Origin of the sequence: Streptomyces sp. HD, from assembly GCF_028369295.1 — a bacterium.
Taxonomy (GTDB): domain Bacteria; phylum Actinomycetota; class Actinomycetes; order Streptomycetales; family Streptomycetaceae; genus Streptomyces.
On sequence record NZ_JAQMYP010000010.1, the window covers coordinates 113,064 to 133,199 of the forward strand.

Here is a 20,136-nt window from a genome sequence, read left to right on the forward strand (position 1 = left end):
ACCCCACCGTGCCCGGAAATGCCCGGTGTCCATCGCACGTGGGGAGTTGGCCATGTCCCTGGAATCCACGAACACACCACCCGCCGCCCCGGAGGCGGACGACTATCTGGAACGCAGAACGCTGCGCCGCGGCAGCGCCGGCTGGGTGCTGCTGACCGGCCTCGGTGTCGCCTACGTCGTCTCCGGCGACTACTCCGGCTGGAACTTCGGCCTCGCAGAGGGCGGCTTCGGGGGCCTGGCGATCGCCATGGTGCTCATGGGCGCGATGTACACCTGCATGGTCTTCGCCCTCGCCGAACTGTCCTCGATCCTGCCGACGGCGGGCGGCGGCTACGGCTTCGCCCGCCGCGCCCTCGGCCCCTGGGGCGGCTTCCTCACCGGTACGGCGATCCTCATCGAGTACATCCTCGCGCCCGCCGCCATCGTCATCTTCATCGGCGACTACGTCGAGTCGCTGGGTCTGTTCGGCCTGGAGTCCGGCTGGCCGGTGTACCTGGTCTGCTTCGCGATCTTCCTGGGCATCCACCTCTGGGGTGTGGGCGAGGCACTGCGCTTCAGCTTCGTCGTCACCGGCATCGCGGTGGCGGCCCTGATCGTGTTCGCGCTCGCGGCGCTGCCCGACTTCTCCTTCGGATCGCTGGACGACATCCCGGTCGACACGTCGGCGGCGGGCTCGAACTCCTGGCTGCCCTTCGGCCTGCTCGGCATCTGGGCGGCGTTCCCCTTCGGGATGTGGTTCTTCCTGGGCGTCGAGGGCGTGCCCCTGGCCGCCGAGGAGACCAAGGAGCCGGCCCGTACGCTGCCCAAGGCGATCCGCTGGTCGATGGGCATCCTGGTGGTGCTGGCCGTGGTGACCTTCTTCGCGGCGGCCGGGGCGCGCGGCTCGGCGGCGGTCCAGGAGGCGGGCAACCCGCTGGTCGAGGCGCTCCAGCCGAACGGCGAGCCGACGACGCTGAGCCGGATCGTGAACTACGCGGGTCTGGCGGGCCTGGTGGCGTCGTTCTTCTCCCTGATCTACGCGGGCTCGCGCCAGCTGTTCGCCCTGTCCCGCGCGGGCTATCTGCCCCGCTTCCTGTCCCTCACCAGCAGCCGCAAGGCGCCCTACCTGGGTCTGCTGGTGCCGGGCACGATCGGCTTCCTGCTGGCGGCGCTGTCGGGGGACGGCGCGCGGATGCTGAACATCGCGGTCTTCGGCGCGACCATCTCCTACGCCCTGATGTCCCTGTCGCACATCGTTCTGCGCCGCCGTGAGCCGGAGCTCGCGCGGCCGTATCGCACGCCGGGTGGGGTGCTGACGTCGTCGGTGGCCCTGGTGCTGTCATGCGCGGCACTCGTGGCCACGTTCCTGGTGGATGTGACGGCGGCGTTGATCGCGCTGGCGGTGTACGTGGTCGCGATCGGGTACTTCGGCCTGTACAGCCGTAAGCGCCTGGTGGCGACGGCGCCGGAGGAGGAGTTCGCGGCGCTGGCGGCGGCCGAGGCAGAGTTGACCCGGGACTGAGGTGGCGAGCGGTGAGGGAGTTGCTGTGGCCAGGCCGTTGATCGGTGTCAGCACCTATCTGGAGTCCGGTGTGCGCTGGGGCGTGTGGGAGCTGGCGGCGGCACTGTTGCCGGCCGGTTATCCACGGCTGGTGCAGCGGGCGGGTGGCCTGGCCGCGATGCTCCCGCCGGACGACCCGGCGCAGGCTGGGGCGGCCGTGGCCCGGCTGGACGGGCTGGTCATCGCGGGGGGACCGGATGTGGAGCCGGTGCGGTACGGCGCCGAGCGGGAGCCGCGTACGGGGCCTGCGGCGCGGGAGCGGGACGCGTGGGAGCTGGCGCTGATCGACGCGGCCCTGGCGGCCGGGACGCCTCTGCTGGGGATCTGCCGGGGCATGCAGCTGCTGAACGTCGCCCTCGGGGGCACGCTCGTGCAGCACATCGACGGGCATGCGGAGGTGGTGGGCGTGTTCGGCAGCCACGGTGTGAAGCCGGTGCCGGGGAGCCTGTACGCCGGTCTCGTGCCGGAGGAGTCGTCCGTGCCGACGTATCACCATCAGGCCGTGGACCGCCTCGGTGAGGGCCTCGTCCCGACCGCGCACGCGGCGGACGGGACCGTGGAAGCCGTGGAACTGCCGTCGGCCGACGGGTGGGTGCTCGGCGTGCAGTGGCATCCGGAGATGGGGGAGGATCTGCGGGTCGTGCGGGGGTTGGTGCGGGCGGCCGGCGGCTGAGGAACGGATTCCCGCCCCCCGCTGAATTCACCACTCGCCGGCGGTGAGGCTTTTCAGCCCGTCCGGCGTTTGAGGACGAGGCCCTTTCGGGGCCGAAGCGGGGGTCTGGGGGCGGCAGCCCCCAGGGAGGGGACGGGTAGGGGCGGCGGGGGCGAGGAAAATTACCCCCGCGTCAGCGACAGCAGGTCACGCGCCGGGCCCACCGGGCGGTGCCCCGTCGGCCAGACCGCGCGGAGGTCCCGTGCCAGGGAGACGTCGGCGAGCGGGATGCTCACCAGGCGCCGCATCGACAGCTCCTCCCCCACCGCCAGCTCACTCAGCACCGCCGGCCCCGCCCCACTCACCGCCGCCGCCTTGACCGCCGTGGTCGACGACAGCTCGATCAGCGGCCGGGCCAGCCCGCCCAACGCCGCATCCAGCACCTGCCGCGTCCCCGACCCCTTCTCCCGCAGGATCAACGGCGTGGCCGCCAGTTCCGACGCCGCCAGCGCCCGCCGCCGACGCGACCAGGCGTGCCCCGGCGCCGTCACCACGATCAGGTTGTCGTGGGCGATGACCACGGAGTCCAGCCCGGTCGGGGCCGTCAGCCCCTCCACGAACCCCAGATCCGCCTCGTCCGCCAGCAACCGCTCCGCCACCGCCGCCGAGTTCCCCGCGAGCAACGACACCGCGGTGTCCGGCCGCTGGGCCCGCAGGGCGAGCAGCCACCCCGGCAGCAGATACTCGGCGATCGTCATGCTCGCCGCCACCCGCAGCCGGGAGTCCCGCCGGTCCCGCAACGCCTGCGCCCCCGCGTCGAACGCCTCCGCCGCCTCCACGATGCGCCGCGCCCAGTCCGTCACCAGCGCCCCGGCGTCGGTGAGACGCGAGCCCCTGGGCGAGCGGTCCACCAACGCCACCCCGAGCAGCCGTTCCATCGACCGGATCCGGCTGCTCGCCGCAGGCTGAGTGATCCCCAGCTCACGCGCCGCCCCACCGAGACTGCCGAGCCTCGCCACCGCCAGCAGCAGCTCCAACGCGCCGAGATCCGGGACCCGGTGCGCCACGGACCCCCCGCGCAACTGCCCCTCCGCCGCCTCTGTCATAAACCCAGTTTATGTCGCCATAGAGGAAGACTCCCTGGCGGGAGCCGACCTCCGAAGCGACCCTGAGCGCATGGTCACCGCCGTCCGTCACCTCGGACCCATCCGTCGCCTCGGAGCTTTCCGCCACCCCGGATCCAGCCGTCGCCTCGGGCCTGTCCGCCAGCCCGGATCCAACCCTCACTCGGGACCCGCGAGACTCACCCGTCACCCGCGCCCCCTCCCCCACCTCGCACCCCTCCGTCACCTCGGCCCCAACTGGTACGCCGCCGTCATGGGCACCGCCGCCGTGGCCACCGCCGGAGCCGCGCTCCCCCTCCGCCTCCCCGGCCTGCGCACCGCCTGCACGGCCGTCTGGGCACTCTCCCTCGCACTCCTCCTCACCCTGCTCGCCGCCCGTGCCCTGCACTGGACGCACCACCGCGACCAGGCCCGCGCCCACCTCCACGACCCGGCCGTGGCGCCCTTCTACGGCTGCCTGTCCATGGCCCTGCTGGCCGTCGGCGGCGGCGCAATGACCGTCGGCCGGGACTGGATCGGGACCGGGGCGGCGGTCGCACTCGACGCCGTGCTGTTCGGTGCCGGTACGGCCGTCGGGCTGGCGGCCGCCGTCGCCGTGCCGTACCTCATGGCCGTACGCCATCGCATCGAGCCGTCGCAGACCACGCCCATATGGCTGCTGCCCCTCGTCGCGCCGATGGTGTCGGCCGCGCTCGGGCCGCTGCTGGTACCGCATCTGCCGCCCGGGCAGGCGCGGGAGACGCTGCTGCTCGCCTGCCTCGCGATGTTCGGGCTCAGTCTGCTGGCCACCCTGCTGATGCTGCCGCTGGTCTTCGCCCGGCTGATCACCGGCGGGCCGCTGCCGCTCGTGCTCACCCCGTCCCTGTTCCTGGTCCTGGGTCCGCTCGGGCAGTCCACCACCGCCGTCGGCATGTTCGCGGACGTCGCCCCCGGCGTGGTCCCGGCGCCGTACAGCGGCGGCTTCGGTGTTCTCGCCGTTCTCTACGGGGTGCCCGTGATGGGGTTCGCGCTGCTGTGGTTCGGGCTGGCCACCGCCCATGTCCTGCGGGCCCGGCGGCACGGGATGGGGTTCGCGATGACCTGGTGGGCGTTCACCTTCCCGGTCGGCACGTGCGTCACCGGTGCCGCGGCGCTGGCCCGGCACACCGGGCTCGTCGTGTACGACTGGCTCGCCGTCGGGCTTTATGCCGTGCTCGTCGTGGCCTGGGCCGCCGCGGCCGTCCACACCACCCGCGGGGTGGTCAGCGGTGAGCTGCTCGCAGGGCCCGCGTCAGCGCCCGCGGCGCCTCGGCCAGTGACGGGCCGTACCAGGTCAGGTGCCGTCCGCTGACCAGCGCGCAGGGCACGCCGGGGAACGCCTCCGGGCCGTCGTCGGCCGTGAAGCGGTACGGCTCGTCGGGGAGGACCACGACGTCCGGGGCCGCCGCCAGCAGTTCGTCCAGGGGGATGCGCGGGTAGCGGTCCTCGTGCGTCGCGTAGAGGTGGTCCACTCCGAGGCGGGCCAGCACGTCGCCCGCGAAGGTGTCGCGGCCCAGCACCATCCAGGGGCGCCGCCAGATCGGGACCACGGCCGTCGTACGGCGATCCGGGGGCGGCAGCGACGACCAGGTCTCCTCCGCCTCGTCCAGCCACCGCGGGCGGGCCGTCGCTCCGCAGGCGTCCAGCACACGGGCCAGCTCGCGGAAGGCCTGCGGTACGTCCCGTACCTCCGTCACCAGGACCTCGATGCCGGCCGCGCGCAGGACGGCCAGGTCGGGCTCGCGGTTCTCCTCCTCGTTGGCGATCACCAGGTCGGGGGCGAGAGCGAGGATCCTCTCGGTCTTCGGGTTCTTGGTGCCGCCGATGCGGGTGACGTCCAGGTCGGCCGGGTGGCTGCACCAGTCCGTCGCGCCGACGAGGACACCGGGGGCCGACACCGCCACGGCCTCCGTCAGGGACGGCACCAGGGAGACGACGCGCATCAACGCCCCGGCCGGTCCCGGACGGCCTCGATGTGTTCCGCCACCGCGACGACGACCACGCGGGTGTCCGGCACGGTCGCCCGCCAGCGGTGGCGGACCCCGCCGGTGAGGTACAGGGTGTCGCCGCGGCCCAGACGGTAGGCGCGGCCCTCCGCCTCGATCTCCACGGCGCCGTCGGCGACGTACATCAACTGGTCGTTGCGGTACTGGAATTCACGGCCCGCGTCATGGTCGCCGGTGAACTCCGAGGCGTGCATCTGATGGTGACCGCGCACCAGTGAACGCACGCGTGGTTCGGGTCCCAACTCGATCCCTTCGGCCCGGACCACGTCGACGCTGCACGCCGGGTCGGCCGCGGCGAGCAGTTCGACGGCGGTGGTACGCAAGGCGTCGGCAACCTTTTCGAGGGAGCTTCTGCTGGGGCGGGCCCGGTCGTTCTCGACCTGGCTGAGGAAGGGCACGGACAGGCCGCTGCGCTCGGCCACGACGGCGAGGGTGAGCTCCAGCGCCCGGCGTCGCCGCCGTACGGCCGCGCCCACTCGGAGAGGCTGTTCTTTGTGGTCGCCCATCGCTCCGGCTCCCTCCTTCGCTCGTCGGTCCACTGTCCTCGCGCCCGCCGTGCGGCGCACACCTTCTGTTGAGTTCCTTGCACCCTACGCATGTTCGGCAAACCGTTTCATGCGCCCGTCACATCGACGGCACATCGTGGGGAGTACGACCCATCGGTTCGCGCCAGCGGTCCGCGTCGGCGGATCGGCTCCCCGGAGGTGCGGGGCGCCCCCGTGCCGCCCTTGACTCCCGCTCAGCGTAGGAGAGCCGCCCCACTGTTCAAGGCGTCGACGGCCTCTGGTGTTCCCCGGTGTCCCCTCCTCCCCTCCGGGTTGCGGGCCTGGTCACAGGGGTGATCGAGGGCCGCGCGCCCGGTCGTGAACTCGGCGCCCGGCGGGGGGAGTTGGCGGGGCCGGGTTCAGGTGGTGGGATAGCGCTGCGTGGTTGGCCGGATCCTACTCGTAGGCATGCCCTATGACTATGCGGGCATGCAGCGAGGGGTGGGCCAGGCCGTACGTGAGGGGAAAACGTACGACGCGACCCACCCCTCGGGGCGGCGGCCCGGGGCCGTCAGGTCACCCGACCGCCTGGCTCTTGTGCTGCGGCTAGCTCTTCTGCTCCGATCCGGCGACCGGCGCCCACTTGTCCAGCAGACCCGGGTTCTGCTTCAGCCAGGTGCGGACGGCGTCCTGCTCCTTGCCCTTGCCTGCCTTGGTGATCTGCGACTCCAGGCCGGTGAGCTGCTGCTCGGTCATGGAGAAGTCCTTCAGCCACTTGCCGACCTCGGGGTTGTCCGAGGCGAAGCCCTTGCGGGCCAGCGTGTGCACGCCGTCGCCCTTGCCCCAGGCGCCCTTGGGGTCCTTGAGCTTCTTCAGGTTGTAGTCGCTGTAGGCCCAGTGCGGCGACCAGAGGGTGACGACGACCGGCTCCTCCTTGGCGTACGCGCGCTTGAGCTCGGCCAGCATGGCGGGCGTCGAGCCGTCCACGACCTCGTACGTGCCGTCCAGGCCGTACTCCTTGAGCACCTTGTCCTTGAGCAGGCCCATCATCCCGGCGCTCGGCTCGATGCCGATGATCTTGCCCTTGAACTCGGAGGACTTGCTCTTCAGGTCCTCCAGGGAGTTCACGTCCTTCATGTACGACGGGACGGTGAGCTCCAGCGAGGTGGGGCCGTACCAGGAGCCCAGGTCGTCCAGCTGGTTCCCGTACTTCTTCCAGTACTCGGCGTGGGTGGTGGGCAGCCAGGAGTCCGTCTGGAAGTCGATCTGGCCGGTGGCGACGCCCGTGTAGAGGGGGCCCGCGGCGTACTGCGTGGTGGTGACCTCGAAGCCGCGGCGCTCCAGCAGTTCCTTCCAGAGGAACGTCGAGGCGATGCCCTCGTCCCACGGGATGTACCCGATCTTGATCTCCTTGCCCTTGCCGACGTTCGTGGCGGAGGCCTCGGCGGTGCCGGAGGAGGGGCCGAAGACACCCAGGCCGCCCGCGACCAGGGCCAGGACGGCCACGCCTGCGACCGCGACGACGGGGCGCGGGCGGTACTTCCAGACCTTGGTGCCGCCCGCGGCGCGGGCCTTGGCCGCGGCACGGCGGCCGAGCGGGGAGATCTGCTCACCGAGCGCGCCGGTGATGCGGTCCAGGTAGATCGCGAGGACGACGATGCCGACGCCCGCCTCGAAGCCGAAGCCGATGTCGAGCTGCCCGATGGCCTCGTTGACCGCGCCTCCGAGGCCGCCGGTGCCGACCATGCCGGCGATGACGACCATCGACAGGCTCAGCATGATCACCTGGTTGATGCCCGCCATGATGGTCGGCAGGGCCAGCGGCAGTTGGATGCGCAGGAGCTTGTCGCGCGGCGTGGTGCCGAACGCCTCCGCGGCCTCGACCAGTTCGGCGTCGACCTGCCGGATGCCGAGCTCGGTCATCCGGACGCCGGGGGCGAGCGCGAAGATCAGGGTGGCGATGACGCCGGCGGCGATGCCCAGGCCGAAGAAGAGGATGGCCGGGATCAGCAGCACCATCGACGGCATCGTCTGGAGCAGGTCCAGGACGGGCCGTACGGCAGCGCCGACCGTCTTGGAGCGGGCCGCCCAGATGCCCAGCGGGACCGAGATCACCAGAGCGATGACGGTGGCGACCAGGACGAGGGCCAGCGTCGACATGGCCTGATCCCACAGATCCAGCGAGTCGATCAGCGCGAACCCGGCGAAGGCGAGGACACCGCCGGCCAGGCCGCGCAGCCACCAGGCAAGCACGGCGAGCATGCCCGCGAGGAGCATGGGTTCGGGGGCCGTGAGGACGGCGTTGACGCCGTCGTACATGCCCTCCACGACCGCCTTGATCGCGTCGAAGAGCCAGCCCATGTGGGCGACGAGCCAGTCCACACCGGAGTCGACCCAGTCACCGAGATGCAGCCTAGGCACGGGCGATCACCTTCCCGTCCGGGTTGTCGCAGGGCTCGGGTTCGGCCGTCTCGTCGCCGAGGAAGCCGACCAGCCGCTGCCGCTCCACGACTCCGACGACCTTGTTCGCGTCGTCCACGACCGAGACGCGGTGCGGCAGCCGGGCACTGATGGCGCACAGCTCCGTGAACGGCGTCTCGGGGGTCGCGGTCTCGCAGGCGCAGAGCGGGGCGTCCGCGGTGACGTCGGTGTCCATGAGGGCGCCCGCGGTGAGTACCCGGGAGCGGTCGACGTCCTGGATGAAGGAGGCGACGTAGTCGTTTGCCGGGCGCAGGAGGATGTCCTCCGCCGAACCGGTCTGGACGATCCGGCCGTCGCGCATGACGGCGATGCGGTCGCCGAGGCGCATGGCCTCGTTGAGGTCGTGGGTGATGAAGACGATCGTCTTCTTCAGGGTGCGCTGCAGTTCCAGCAGTTGGTCCTGCATGTCACGGCGGATCAGCGGGTCGAGCGCGCTGAAGGACTCGTCCATCAGCAGCAGGTCGGCGTCGGTGGCGAGCGCGCGGGCCAGGCCCACGCGCTGCTGCATCCCGCCGGACAGCTCGTCGGGCCAGGACTTCTCCCAGCCGGCCAGACCGCACAGCTGGAGGGCCTCGGCGGCGCGCTTCTCCCGCTCGGCGCGGGGCACGCCCTGGACGGCGAGGCCGTAGGCGGCGTTCTCCAGGACGCTGCGGTGCGGGAACAGCGCGAAGTGCTGGAACACCATGCTGATCTTCTTGGCGCGGACCTCACGCAGCTCGCGGTCGCTGATCGCGGTGAGGTCCTGGCCGTCGAAGCGGACGTGACCCGCGGTCGGCTCCAGGAGCCCGTTGAGCATGCGCAGCAGCGTGGACTTGCCGGATCCCGACAGGCCCATGACGACGAAGATCTGGCCGGGCTCCACGGTGAAGGAGGCGTCGATCACGGCGGCGGTGATCCCGTCGGCGCGCAGCTCCTCCCGGTCGGCTCCGTCACGGAGCCGCGTTACGGCCTCGTCCGGTCGTCTGCCGAACACCTTGTAGAGATGTTCGGCCTCAAGCCTGGATGACACGGGTACCTCTTGTCTCGACGGCAAATGAAGGGAGTGACGGGCGCGGCAGTTGAACATGCAAGCGACGTCACTCCGATCGCGCACCTGCCCGGCTTCTCCAGGCACAAACGCACAAGTGGTCCAGGCCACAGAAATGGCATACGACGCAACCTGTTGCGCAGCGGAGTGCTCCGCAGGGCCGGTGGCAGTGCGGCGCGGCGGGCCCTCTGTCGTGCCGTACGGCTTGCTGCGCGGGCCGTGTCAGTGCCGTACGGCATGATGCGTGGCGTGACCGGACGACTGATGCTCCTTGACACCGCCTCGCTGTACTTCCGCGCCTATTTCGGCGTCCCAGACTCCGTGAAGGCCCCGGACGGCACGCCGGTGAACGCCGTGCGCGGACTCCTCGACTTCATCGACCGCCTGGTCAAGGACCACCGCCCGGACGCGCTGGTGGCCTGCATGGACGCCGACTGGCGGCCTCAGTGGCGGGTCGACCTGATCCCCTCCTACAAGGCGCACCGCGTCGCCGAGGAGCGCGAGGCGGGGCCGGACGAGGAGGAGGTGCCGGACACGCTGTCGCCGCAGGTGCCGGTCATCGAGGCCGTTCTGGACGCGCTCGGCATCGCACGTGTGGGCGTCGAGGGATACGAGGCGGACGACGTGATCGGCACGTTCACCGGGCGGGCCGAGGGGCCGGTCGACATCGTCACCGGCGACCGCGACCTCTACCAGCTGGTGGACGACGAGCGCGGGGTGCGGGTGCTGTACCCGCTCAAGGGCGTGGGCACCCTCCAGCTCACCGACGAGGCCTGGCTGCGCGAGAAGTACGGCGTCGACGGCCGTGGGTACGCGGATCTGGCGCTGCTGCGCGGCGACCCGAGCGACGGCCTGCCGGGGGTGCCCGGGATCGGCGAGAAGACGGCCGCGAAGCTGCTGACCGAGTTCGGCGACCTGGCCGGGATCATGGCGGCGGTCGACGACCCGAAGGCGAAGCTGACGCCGTCGCAGCGCAAGCGGCTGGACGAGTCGCGGCCGTACGTCGCCGTCGCGCCGAAGGTGGTGCGGGTCGCGGACGACGTGCCGCTGCCGGACGTCGACACCGCGCTGCCGCGCACGCCCCGGGATCCGGCGGGGCTGGACGAACTGGCGCTGCGGTGGGGACTGGGCGGTTCGCTGCAGCGGCTGCTGGTGACGCTGGGGGCGTGACGACGCCGGGGGCGCATCGACACAGGGGCGGTGAAGCGCGCCCCGAGTGAGTGCATGGGGTTCCTGACGCGGGGAATTCGTTCCCTGTGTGCGCGAAATGCACCCTTTCATGAACGAGTCGTAGCGGCATTCGCCGGAGGGAGATGCTAACTTAGGTAAACCTAAGCTTTGGAACGAGGGAGGCCAGTGATGGCACTACGCTCTGCCCGCAAGCCGCGGAAGCCCCACTCCGCGCAGGTCGTCCGTACCCAACGGCTGACCCCGCACATGCAGCGTGTGGTGCTGGGCGGTGAGGGGCTCGCCGAGTTCATGGCGGACACCTGCACCGATCACTATGTGAAGATCCTCTTCTCCCCCGAAGGCGTGAGCTACCCGGAGCCCTTCGATCTGGAGCGCATCCGCGAGGAGATGCCGCGCGAGCAGTGGCCGGTGACACGGACTTACACGGTGCGGGCCTGGGATCCCGAACATCGCGAGCTGACGCTCGATTTCGTACTCCATGGCGACGAGGGCCTGGCCGGCCCCTGGGCGATGCGCACCCAGCCGGGCGACCTCGTCCGGTTCATGGGCCCCGGCGGCGCCTACGCCCCCGATCCGGACGCCGACTGGCATCTGCTCGTCGGTGACGAGAGCGCGTTGCCCGCGATCGCCCGCACCCTGGAGTCGCTGCCCGCCGGCGCCACGGCGTACGCCTTCGTGGAGGTCTCCGGCCCCGAGGAGGAGCAGAAGATCGACTCCGATGTGGAGGTGATCTGGCTGCACCGCGGCTCCCGTCGCGTCGGCGACGCCCTGATCGAGGCCGTTCGCTCGCTGGACTTCCCCGAGGGCCGGATGCAGGCGTTCGTGCACGGCGAGGCGCACTTCGTGAAGGAGCTGCGCCACATGCTGCGGGTCGAGCGCGGCGTCCCCCGGGAGGATCTGTCGATCTCCGGCTACTGGCGCCTCGGCCACAACGAGGACGGCTGGCAGGCCTCCAAGCGGGACTGGAACGCACGGATCGAGGCGGAGCAGGAGGGGACCGCGCCGGCGGCGTAGCCCTGGATGGACTTCCGGAAGGGGCGGCATCTTCGAAGGTGCCGCCCCTTCGGCCTGCCCGGGCGCTTACTCGCACCGCGCCCGGGTACTGCGCCCGGGCGCTCCCCCTTCACCTCGCCCGAGTACTCCCCTTACACCGCACCCGGCCGCTCACACCGACCGCTGGTAGGAGCGGAACGTCCGGATGGACAGCCATACCGCAGCGACCGCCAGCGCCAGCAGGCCGCCACCCCGGATGAGCACGTCACCCCAGTCGGGCTGGGCGGACATCGCCGAACGGCCCGCGACCATCGCCCAGTTGAGCGGGTTGAAGTCGGCGACGCGCCGTATCCAGTCGGGCATCTGCGACGGCGCCATGAAGGCGGAGGACAGGAAGGTCAGCGGCAGCAGCAGGAAGGTGTTGATGCCGATGATCGACTCACGCTCCCGCACCAGCATGCCCAGCGCGTTGGACAGCGCCCCGAAGATCGTCCCGAGCAGGACCGCGGCCAGGACCAGGACGACTATGCCGCCGATGCCACCCGGGTAGTCGGCGCCGCCGAGCAGGCCGAGCAGCACGATCACGACCGACTGCAGGGCGGTGACCAGGCCGTTGTTGACGACGTTGCCGTTCATCAGGGCGGCCCGGCTGACCGGCGTGGTCAGGAAGCGGTCGAGGGTGCCCCGCTGGATCTCGTCCAAGGTGGCCATCCCCGCCCACATGTTGGAGCTGAGGGCGCTCATCACCACCACGCCCGGCACCAGGTAGTCGAGGTAGGAGGTGGTGCCGAAGCCGCCGAGCTCGACGACCTTCCTGAAGAGGCTGCCGAACAGGAACAGCCAGATCACCGGCTGGATCAGGGTGATGATCGCGTATGCGGGCTGCCGTGCGAACACCATGAGTTGACGCTGCGTCATGTACCAGGTCTGGGTGACCGCGGTGCTCATCGCGCACCCCCGGTCCCGGCGAGGACGCGGTCCTCGGCACTGGCGGCTTCTTCGGCCTCCGAGTAGCGGCGGCCGGCGTAACGGAGGTAGACGTCGTCCAGGGACGGGCGGGCGACGGTAGCGGTGGCGACGCCGACCCCGGCGTGGGCGAGCGCGGCGAGGAGCGCGGGCATCGCGGCGGCTCCTTCGTCGGCGCGGACGCTGACGCGGCGCCCGTCGACCAGCACCTCGTGCACTCCAGGCAGCCCGCCGAGGGCGCCCTTGAGCAGTGTGCGGCCCGCTTCACCGATGGCGCCGCGCAGTTCCACATGGACGGCGTCGCCGCGGAGTTCGCCCTTGAGCGAGTCCGGGGTGCCCGCCACGACGATCCGGCCGCGGTCGACGATGGCGATGCGCTCGGCGAGCCGGTCGGCCTCCTCCAGATAGTGCGTGGTGAGCAGGACGGTCATGCCGTCCTCACCGGCCAGCCGCCCGATCTCGTCCCACATCGTGGCCCGGGTCTCGGGGTCGAGGCCGGTGGTGGGCTCGTCGAGGAAGAGCACCTCGGGGCGGTGCACCAGGCCGAGGGCGACGTCGAGGCGGCGGCGCATCCCGCCGGAGTAGCCCTTGACGGGGCGGTCGGCGGCGTCGGTGAGCCGGAAGCGGTCGAGCAGCTCGGCGACACGACGTCCGAGGTCGGCGCGGCCCAAGCCGTAGAGCCTGCCCTGGAGTAGGAGGTTCTCGCGGCCGGTGGCGACCGGGTCGGCGCCGGAACTCTGGGCGACCACACCGATCGCGCGGCGCACCCGGTCCGGCCGGCTCAGCACGTCGTGGCCGGCGACGGTGGCCGAGCCCGAGTCGGGCCGGGCCAGGGTGGTGAGGATCTTGACGGTGGTGGACTTTCCGGCACCGTTGGGGCCGAGGAGGCCGAAGACGGTGCCCGGCTCGACGGTGATGTCCATGCCGTTGAGGGCGGTCACCTCGCCGTAGGTTTTGATGAGTTGACGTGCCTCGACCGCGGGCGCACGGGTGGCCCTGCTACTGGTACTGGTACTCATGACGACTGCTCTCCTGATGAGCGGACTCGTGATCGTTCCGCGTGAGCAGCACCGGGCTATCCTGGGTGTGCCGCACCTCGATGACCCGGTTTCTGCCGCACGGCGGATCCGTTTCGGGGTTCGAGACCCCGGTGGAGCTGCTGCAACAGCCCCGCCGGGGTCTTTCTCATGTCGTGAACTCGGCCGGCAGCTCCCCCGTCTCGTGGAAGCGCCGCCACGCCTCGACGCCTGGCAGCTCGCCCTTCCTGGTCTCGTCGAGGAAGCCGCGGACCCACTCCGCCTGCGCCTCGACCATGTGCAGTTGGTACTCGACCTCGACGAGGAAGAGACGTGGCAGCGTCTCGCAGAGCTTCTCCAGCACGCCCCGGCCGCTCGCCACCTGCACCTCCAGCGAACTCAGCCGCATCTCCAACAGCCGCACCACCTCGTCGGGAGGGAGCGCCGCCATCAGTGAGAGCGCCGTCTCGAAGATCGGGTACTCCTTCGCCGGGACGGCGAGCAGGTCGGACAGCCACTCGGCCATCTCCTCGCGCCCGGCCTCGGTGAGCCCGTAGATCGTGCGCTCGGGGCGGTTGCCCTGGCGTTCCACACCGGTCACCTCGACGAAGCCGTGCTTCTCAAGGTTCTGCACGACCGTGTAGAGCGAGCCGTAGTTGATCTTCGTGCTGGTGTCCTTGCCCTGGCTGCGCAAGGTCTGGGCGATCTCATAGGGATGCATCGGCTTCTGCCAGAGGGTCGTCATCACGGCGAGCGCCAGCGGGTTGGTGAGCTTGCGGCGCTTCCCCGCCATGGTGACCACCTCGCTTCCGAATATCCGTAGCCGAACATATCGCGACTCACTCCGAAGCGTCAAGAGACACGATGTATCTCGAATACGGGTTGCCACAAGACCCCTGCGACATCCACCGTGAGGACCTCGGCCCACCCCAGACATGGGCACGTCATGCGAACGAAACAGCCCCTCCCTAATTTCTGTCGCCCGACAGGAACCCTCGCGCCGCTGTGCGAAAGCAGGTTGCCGCTATGACGAGCACCGCCCCCGCCGCCCCTCGCCCCGACCCGCCGCTGGACCCTGACGAGCGCGCCCTCGCCGGATTCGGGTACCGCCAGGAACTGCACCGCAGCCTCGGCCGGTACGCGTCGTTCGCGGCGGGCTTCTCCTTCATCTCCGTCCTGACGACCGTCTTCCAGTTCTTCGCCTTCGGGTACGCGTTCGGCGGCCCCGTCTTCTTCTGGGCCTGGCCGGCCGTGCTCGTCGGGCAGTTGCTGGTGGCCCTGTGCTTCGCTGAGCTGGCCGCGCGCTATCCGATCTCGGGCGCGATCTACCAGTGGTCCTCGCGGCTGTCGAACGTCACCTTCGGCTGGTTCGCCGGCTGGATCATGGTGATCGGGCAGATCGTGGTGGTCGCGGCGGCAGCGCTGGCACTCCAGATGGTGCTTCCCGCACTGTGGTCCGGCTTCCAGCTGATCGGCACCGACCCCGCACCCACCTCGGCGGACGGCGCGGCCAACGCGGCGCTGCTCGGGGTGATCCTGCTGGCCCTCACCACGCTCGTGAACCTCCTGGACAACCGGGTGCTGTCGCTGGTCAACCGGGTGGGGGTGACCGCCGAGATCATCGGCGCGGTCCTGATCATCACGCTGCTGCTGACCCACTCCGAGCGCTCCCCCGGCATCACCTTCCACACCGAAGGCGCTGCCCAGTCAGGTCTGTTGGGGGCGCTGCTGGTCGGCTCGTTCACCGCGGCGTACGTGATGATCGGCTTCGACAGCGCGGGCGAGATGAGCGAGGAGACACACAACCCGCGCCGCACCGCGCCCCGCACGATCCTGACCGCGCTGGGCGCGGCCGGTCTGCTCGGCGGACTGCTCGTGCTCGGCGGGCTGCTCGCCGCGCCCAGCCTCACGGACGGCCGGCTGGCGGTCGACGGGCTGAGCTACGTCCTGACGAGCAGCCTGGGCGACGGTCTGGGCCGCGCACTGCTGGCCGACGTGGTGGTGGCGATCACGGTGGCGACCCTCGCCATCCAGACGGCCGCCTGCCGGATGCTGTTCTCGATGGCCCGCGACGGCCAACTGCCCTTCTCCCACCGCCTGGCGAAGGTATCCCCGCGCACCGGCATGCCCAACGCGCCCGCCCTGGTGGTCGGTGTCCTCGCGGCGGCCCTGCTGCTGCTCAACTTCGCCTCACCGGAGGCGTTCCTGGCCATCGGCACGACCTGCATCGTGATGCTGTACCTGGCGTACGCGATGGTCACCGGCCCGCTGTTGGTGGCCCGTCTGCGCGGCCGCTTCGCCGCCGAGGGCACCGACGAGACGGGCGCCCGGCTGTTCTCCCTCGGGCGGTGGGGTGTTCCGGTCAATGCCCTTGCACTGCTGTACGGCCTTGCCATGACCGTCAACCTCGCGTGGCCGCGGGCTGCGGTGTATGACCCGGCGGGTGGGCATTGGTACTTCCAGTGGTTCACGGTGTTGTTCTTGCTGGTCACGGTCGGGGGTGGGGTCCTGTACCGGCTGTGGAGGACACGACGGGCGCGCTCGGCGCCGGAGGGGGTTCTTCCGCCGAGGCGCGGTTGAACCCCTTCACGGTTCCGCAGCCTCTTCAAGACGGTCAGATGCTCCCTCCGGACACTCGAACCTGGAGCTTGTGAGGATTCAGGGTCACACGGGGTTCGATGTGCGGCCGTTGAAGGTCGGCGTGCGAGAGCCGCCATCGGGCCACGATCGTGGACAGGGCCATTGTGGCCAAGATCAGCGCATAGTTGTCGCCTATGCACTTGCGCGCCCCTCCGCCGAACGGAATGAAAGCGCCGCGCACCTGTTGCTGCTCGGGAAGCCACCGGTCGGGATCGAAGGCGCTGGGGCGCGGATTGAATCGTGCATCGTGGTGGATGAGATACGGGCTGTAGATGAGGGTGGTGTCGGGGGGGATCACCGCGTCCGCCAGCCGGGATTCGGTCGTGGTCGTTCGAGTCAAGATCCATCCGGGAGGGTAGATACGCAGTGTCTCGGTGATGACCCGGCGTGCCAGGTCGAGCCGGGGGAGATCTTCCCAAGTGGCGGTTCGGGTGCCCAGCACATCGGCCGTTTCGGTGCGCAACCGCTCTTGGACATCGGGGTGTTGGCACAGGAGATGCGTAGCCCAGGTCAGAGCCACTGCGGTGGATTCGATGCCGGCGACGAGCAGGGTCATGATCTGAGCGTGGATCTCGTCGTCGCTGAGGCCTCCTCCCGTGTCGTCCTGCGTCTTGAGGAGCATCGACAGCACATCGCCATGGGTCTCACCGTCTTGCCGGTACAAGCTGATGGTCTTGCTGACAGCGGCCCATGCTCGGTTGCGAGCCCGCTCGTATCGCAAGTTCGACGGGAGGGGCAGACGGCGCAGCAAAGGCGGGAAGACAGCCTGCTGATAGATGCCCCGGAAGATGTCCGGCAGACATTCCTTGACGGTCTCCACGGCGGGTCCCGCGGCTTCGGCCGTGAACAGCGTTCGAGCGATGGTGTCACTCGCGAGGGTGTACATCTGCGCGTCCACACCAATGGTTTGTCCGCCGCTCCAGCTGCTGGTGAGCGCGTCGATTTCCTCGGTCATGATGGCGGCGTATTCACGCAGGCAAGTACGGGAGAAGGCCGGCTGCACGCTGCGTCGCTGTCGCCGGTGGGCACTGTGGGGGCACGATGCAAGGCCGTCTCCGAGGGCATTTCCAATGCGTTCGATGATGGGCCCGCCCTTGTCGTACGTGCGGTCGTGCAGGAGAACTTGCTGGACGAGCTCGGGTCGGCAGACCACGACGGCCCTTTGTGGACCTAACCGTATCTGCACCAGATCACCGTACGAGGGGAGGGTGTTCAGGAAACGCAGCGGGTCACGGAGCAGGGGAACCAGATGCCCGACGATCGGCAGTGCCCCTGGAGCGTGCGTGATGCCTGTATGGTCCGTTGCCATGGTGTATTTGGCCCTTCTTGTCGATCCAGAAAGCCGGGGATTGCTCACTGGTCAACCCCGCTTACGCCGAAGCACGCACCTGACTCGGAAGCAGCATCTCCAGATGAGCATGCTGTTGATCCGACTCGCCTGAGGTTGCGGGGATTCTGTAACGGGTGGTGTTCCCGTACCACTCCAGGCACCCATTGGTCCACTGCCGCATTCCGGCAGTGACCTTCAGGATCTCTTCACGGATGCGGGGTGGCACGCCACGACTCGCCAGGAAGGGCAAGAGCTGCTCCTCGGCGGCCAGGAAGTCGGCCACACGCCTCCGAAGCTTGGCAACAGCCGATTCGATGGCTTCCTGCAGCGAGATTCCAGCGGCATGCTGCATTACGATGACAACGTTGTGGAAATCGCCACGCTTGTTGTCCAGGTGAACCGAATGCAAGTCATTCTGCCAGGCGACTACATCGCTCGCGGCCTCGATGATCTCCCGGAAGAGCCCTGTCTCGTAAACGTCCGCGGGCACTTCGGTTTCCAGGCTGAGTTCAACCAGATCGAAGCCGAACTCCATGCCCACGGACAATCGCCTGGTCTGAGTAAAGCTTTCGATCCCCGGAGGAGTGCCACGGAACCGGTTCTCGGATTCCTCGGCGAACCCTTGGAAGAAAAGATCCAGGTGCCGGTTCAGCCTTCCGCGAAGCGCCGGGGAGAGTCTTTCAGCGGTGCGGATGGAAAGATCTGTGAGCGCCTCGGTGAAGGGAGTCCGTTCTCGTGCGGGGGCAGGATCTTCTCCGGTGTTGATGATTTCCATCAGACGTCGGTGGACCGGAGCCCAGGCTCCCGGGGCGTCGTAGACCTTCAACGTGTGCAGATCGTCCAGGATGAAGGTGACGAAAAGCCAGTCCGCGCAAAGGCATAGATCTCGGAAAGAGGCTTCCGGATAGGTCCAGGCGACAAAATGCCCGTAGCCTGCCTCCAACCGCTCCCGGCCGCCCTGCGTCTCTGTCAGCCCGAGGCTCTCCCCGACTGAGCGGACGTACTCCTCGATCTTCTGGGTGTACGGGCTTACGGTCGGGCGGTTGGGCTCCGGATACGTCGGGATCATGGCGAGCACCAGGTCCTCCAGGTCTATGGCGCCGGAGTTGCTAAGGCGGATGAGTTTCGGTCGGATTGCCAGCGCTCACAGCGAGAAGCGTGTGCCCCGGTCGGCGACGACGGGACGAGCGGAGGCATGGCTTCCCCTTCTGTGATGGCGCGAACCGTACGTGCCGCCTTCGGCGGTACGCCCTTCAATCACATCGCAGTTGAGTCCGCACCGGAAGTGGGCACCATCGATCGAGTCGTGAACGCTTTTGACTCCTGTGAGCCCGGTAACGGGCTGAGAGGCAACGTCCGCCGGCGGTGTGCCGGCCCCGGGACACACGGCATCGGACGAATCCAGCCGCCGCCGACGGGCGAGAACGGCGCGTCGAGAGGGCAGACTGACAGCTGAGCGGTGGCCATGGCGGCTCCCACGAGGTCCACGTCATCGGAACAACGGCACTTGCAAGACCATGGAGCGGCGCGGACCACTCCCAGTAGACGCAGGCCCGCCGCACGGGACAAGCGATCGAGTGGGGGCGCGTAGGGGCACAATGGCGGTCGCGTAAGCACATCGAACAGTCGGTTTACCGCACGCACCGGTCAACGTGCTCGTGCGCCGGAGCCTGTGGCACTCGGTCCGGAGGCGGAATGCGCCCCGTACGCTTGATCGTGATGAGCCGCCGAACTCCGCCCCCGCCCTCTCCCCTGCCCCAGCGCGAAGGGGTGGATCCCGTGCGTGTGCGATTGCCGGCCGAGGACGCGTGGGCGACCGTGCGCGATCACCTCGTGATGCGGCTCGCGGCCCGGGCCGGGGTGATCGACGAAATGCTCGACGCGGGGCAGATCGTGGACGCCGCCGGGCGTCCGGTGCCGCGGGACATGGCGTACGTGCCGGGTATGTATGTCTGGTTCCACCGGGAGCTGCCCGACGAGGAGCAGGTGCCGTTCGAGATCGATGTCCTGTACCGGGACGAGCACCTGGTGGTGGCCGACAAGCCGCACTTTCTGGCCACCACCCCGCGCGGTAGCCACGTGACCGAAACAGCACTGGCCAGGCTGCGGCGGCAGTTGGGCATCCCGACGCTCGGCGCCGCGCACCGGCTGGACCGGCTGACGGCCGGGCTGGTCATGTTCACCGTGCGGCCCGAGGAGCGCGGCACCTACCAGACGCTGTTCAGCGACAAGCGGGTGGCGAAGGAGTATGAGGCAGTGGCCCCGTACGACCCCGCACTGGGCCTGCCGCGCACCGTGCGCAGCCGGATCGTCAAGGAGCGCGGGGTGCTGGCGGCCCGCGAGGTCGAGGGCGAGCCGAACGCCGTCAGCCGGGTCGAGTCGCTGGAACACCGGAACGGGCGTGCCCGATACCGGTTGACACCGCATACCGGGCAGACGCACCAGCTGAGGGTGCACATGAGCGCCTTGGGAGTGCCGATCCTCGGCGATCCCCTGTATCCGGTGGTGACCGGCCCCGTGGCGGCCGGTGACTTCCGGCGTCCGCTTCAACTGCTGGCGCGGATGCTGGAGTTCACCGATCCGGTCACGGGGCACGAGCACCGGTTCGTCAGCCCGCGTGTGCTGCGGGCCTGGTCGTCGTACGAGGAGTGGGCCAAGTAGCCCCGG

Annotated in this window: 17 protein-coding genes; 7 read left to right on the forward strand and 10 right to left on the reverse strand. The window is 69.7% G+C overall.

The window, feature by feature from the left end:
- Window positions 1–52 precede the first annotated feature (52 nt).
- Both eat and POF73_RS12645 read left to right on the forward strand, forming a co-directional pair.
- The gene (gene eat, locus POF73_RS12640; RefSeq protein ID WP_272114755.1) at window positions 53–1,501 is read left to right on the forward strand and encodes an ethanolamine permease; all 1,449 of its coding nucleotides are present in this window, start codon (window positions 53–55) and stop codon (window positions 1,499–1,501) included.
- Between the two features lie 25 nt (window positions 1,502–1,526).
- A complete protein-coding gene (locus POF73_RS12645) occupies window positions 1,527–2,213 on the forward strand; it encodes a gamma-glutamyl-gamma-aminobutyrate hydrolase family protein (RefSeq protein ID WP_272114756.1) in 687 nt (228 codons plus the stop codon).
- A gap of 161 nt (window positions 2,214–2,374) precedes the next feature.
- On the opposite strand, the gene POF73_RS12650 is transcribed toward POF73_RS12645, so the two are convergent.
- Complete coding sequence (locus POF73_RS12650) at window positions 2,375–3,298, reverse strand: LysR family transcriptional regulator (RefSeq protein WP_272114758.1); 924 nt, start codon at window positions 3,296–3,298, stop codon at window positions 2,375–2,377.
- A gap of 34 nt (window positions 3,299–3,332) precedes the next feature.
- Here POF73_RS12650 and POF73_RS12655 point away from each other — a divergent pair, with 34 nt between their 5' ends.
- Window positions 3,333–4,646: a TDT family transporter gene (locus POF73_RS12655; protein ID WP_443049502.1), complete on the forward strand. Its 1,314-nt coding sequence runs from the start codon at window positions 3,333–3,335 to the stop codon at window positions 4,644–4,646.
- Here POF73_RS12655 and POF73_RS12660 read toward each other — a convergent pair.
- From POF73_RS12660 to POF73_RS12675, 4 genes are all read right to left on the reverse strand, one after another.
- Window positions 4,558–5,277 carry a helical backbone metal receptor gene (locus POF73_RS12660; RefSeq protein WP_272114760.1) on the reverse strand — a complete coding sequence of 240 codons (720 nt, stop codon included), beginning with the start codon at window positions 5,275–5,277 and terminating at the stop codon, window positions 4,558–4,560. The genes POF73_RS12655 and POF73_RS12660 overlap by 89 nt on opposite strands.
- Window positions 5,277–5,846 carry a helix-turn-helix domain-containing protein gene (locus POF73_RS12665; protein ID WP_272114761.1) on the reverse strand — a complete coding sequence of 190 codons (570 nt, stop codon included), beginning with the start codon at window positions 5,844–5,846 and terminating at the stop codon, window positions 5,277–5,279. Before POF73_RS12665 ends, POF73_RS12660 begins: the two co-directional genes overlap by 1 nt.
- A gap of 585 nt (window positions 5,847–6,431) precedes the next feature.
- The gene (locus POF73_RS12670) at window positions 6,432–8,246 is read right to left on the reverse strand and encodes an ABC transporter permease/substrate binding protein (RefSeq protein WP_272114762.1); all 1,815 of its coding nucleotides are present in this window, start codon (window positions 8,244–8,246) and stop codon (window positions 6,432–6,434) included.
- The gene (locus POF73_RS12675; protein WP_272114763.1) at window positions 8,239–9,315 is read right to left on the reverse strand and encodes a quaternary amine ABC transporter ATP-binding protein; all 1,077 of its coding nucleotides are present in this window, start codon (window positions 9,313–9,315) and stop codon (window positions 8,239–8,241) included. Before POF73_RS12675 ends, POF73_RS12670 begins: the two co-directional genes overlap by 8 nt.
- A gap of 258 nt (window positions 9,316–9,573) precedes the next feature.
- Between POF73_RS12675 and POF73_RS12680 the strand changes: the two genes are divergently transcribed.
- Window positions 9,574–10,503, forward strand: coding sequence for a 5'-3' exonuclease (locus POF73_RS12680; RefSeq protein ID WP_272114838.1), 930 nt, complete (start codon window positions 9,574–9,576; stop codon window positions 10,501–10,503).
- Between the two features lie 189 nt (window positions 10,504–10,692).
- Complete coding sequence (locus POF73_RS12685; protein ID WP_272114764.1) at window positions 10,693–11,538, forward strand: siderophore-interacting protein; 846 nt, start codon at window positions 10,693–10,695, stop codon at window positions 11,536–11,538.
- A gap of 150 nt (window positions 11,539–11,688) precedes the next feature.
- Here the strand turns inward: POF73_RS12685 and POF73_RS12690 are convergent, their stop codons facing one another.
- From POF73_RS12690 to POF73_RS12700, 3 genes are all read right to left on the reverse strand, one after another.
- On the reverse strand, window positions 11,689–12,465 hold the full coding sequence (locus tag POF73_RS12690; RefSeq protein ID WP_272114765.1) for an ABC transporter permease: 777 nt from the start codon (window positions 12,463–12,465) through the stop codon (window positions 11,689–11,691).
- Window positions 12,462–13,502 (reverse strand): ATP-binding cassette domain-containing protein, encoded by a 1,041-nt coding sequence (locus POF73_RS12695; protein WP_272114767.1) that lies wholly within the window; start codon window positions 13,500–13,502, stop codon window positions 12,462–12,464. Before POF73_RS12695 ends, POF73_RS12690 begins: the two co-directional genes overlap by 4 nt.
- A gap of 166 nt (window positions 13,503–13,668) precedes the next feature.
- A complete protein-coding gene (locus tag POF73_RS12700; protein ID WP_272114768.1) occupies window positions 13,669–14,292 on the reverse strand; it encodes a PadR family transcriptional regulator in 624 nt (207 codons plus the stop codon).
- A gap of 233 nt (window positions 14,293–14,525) precedes the next feature.
- Here POF73_RS12700 and POF73_RS12705 point away from each other — a divergent pair, with 233 nt between their 5' ends.
- Window positions 14,526–16,079 (forward strand): amino acid permease, encoded by a 1,554-nt coding sequence (locus POF73_RS12705; protein WP_272114769.1) that lies wholly within the window; start codon window positions 14,526–14,528, stop codon window positions 16,077–16,079.
- A 34-nt stretch (window positions 16,080–16,113) separates the two neighbouring features.
- On the opposite strand, the gene POF73_RS12710 is transcribed toward POF73_RS12705, so the two are convergent.
- Complete coding sequence (locus POF73_RS12710; RefSeq protein ID WP_272114770.1) at window positions 16,114–17,448, reverse strand: cytochrome P450; 1,335 nt, start codon at window positions 17,446–17,448, stop codon at window positions 16,114–16,116.
- A gap of 61 nt (window positions 17,449–17,509) precedes the next feature.
- The gene (locus tag POF73_RS12715; RefSeq protein WP_272114839.1) at window positions 17,510–18,538 is read right to left on the reverse strand and encodes a terpene synthase family protein; all 1,029 of its coding nucleotides are present in this window, start codon (window positions 18,536–18,538) and stop codon (window positions 17,510–17,512) included.
- Window positions 18,539–19,188: 650 nt separating this feature from the next.
- Between POF73_RS12715 and POF73_RS12720 the strand changes: the two genes are divergently transcribed.
- Entirely contained in the window at window positions 19,189–20,130 is a 942-nt protein-coding gene (locus tag POF73_RS12720) for an RluA family pseudouridine synthase (protein ID WP_272114771.1), read from the forward strand.
- Window positions 20,131–20,136: the final 6 nt, after the last annotated feature.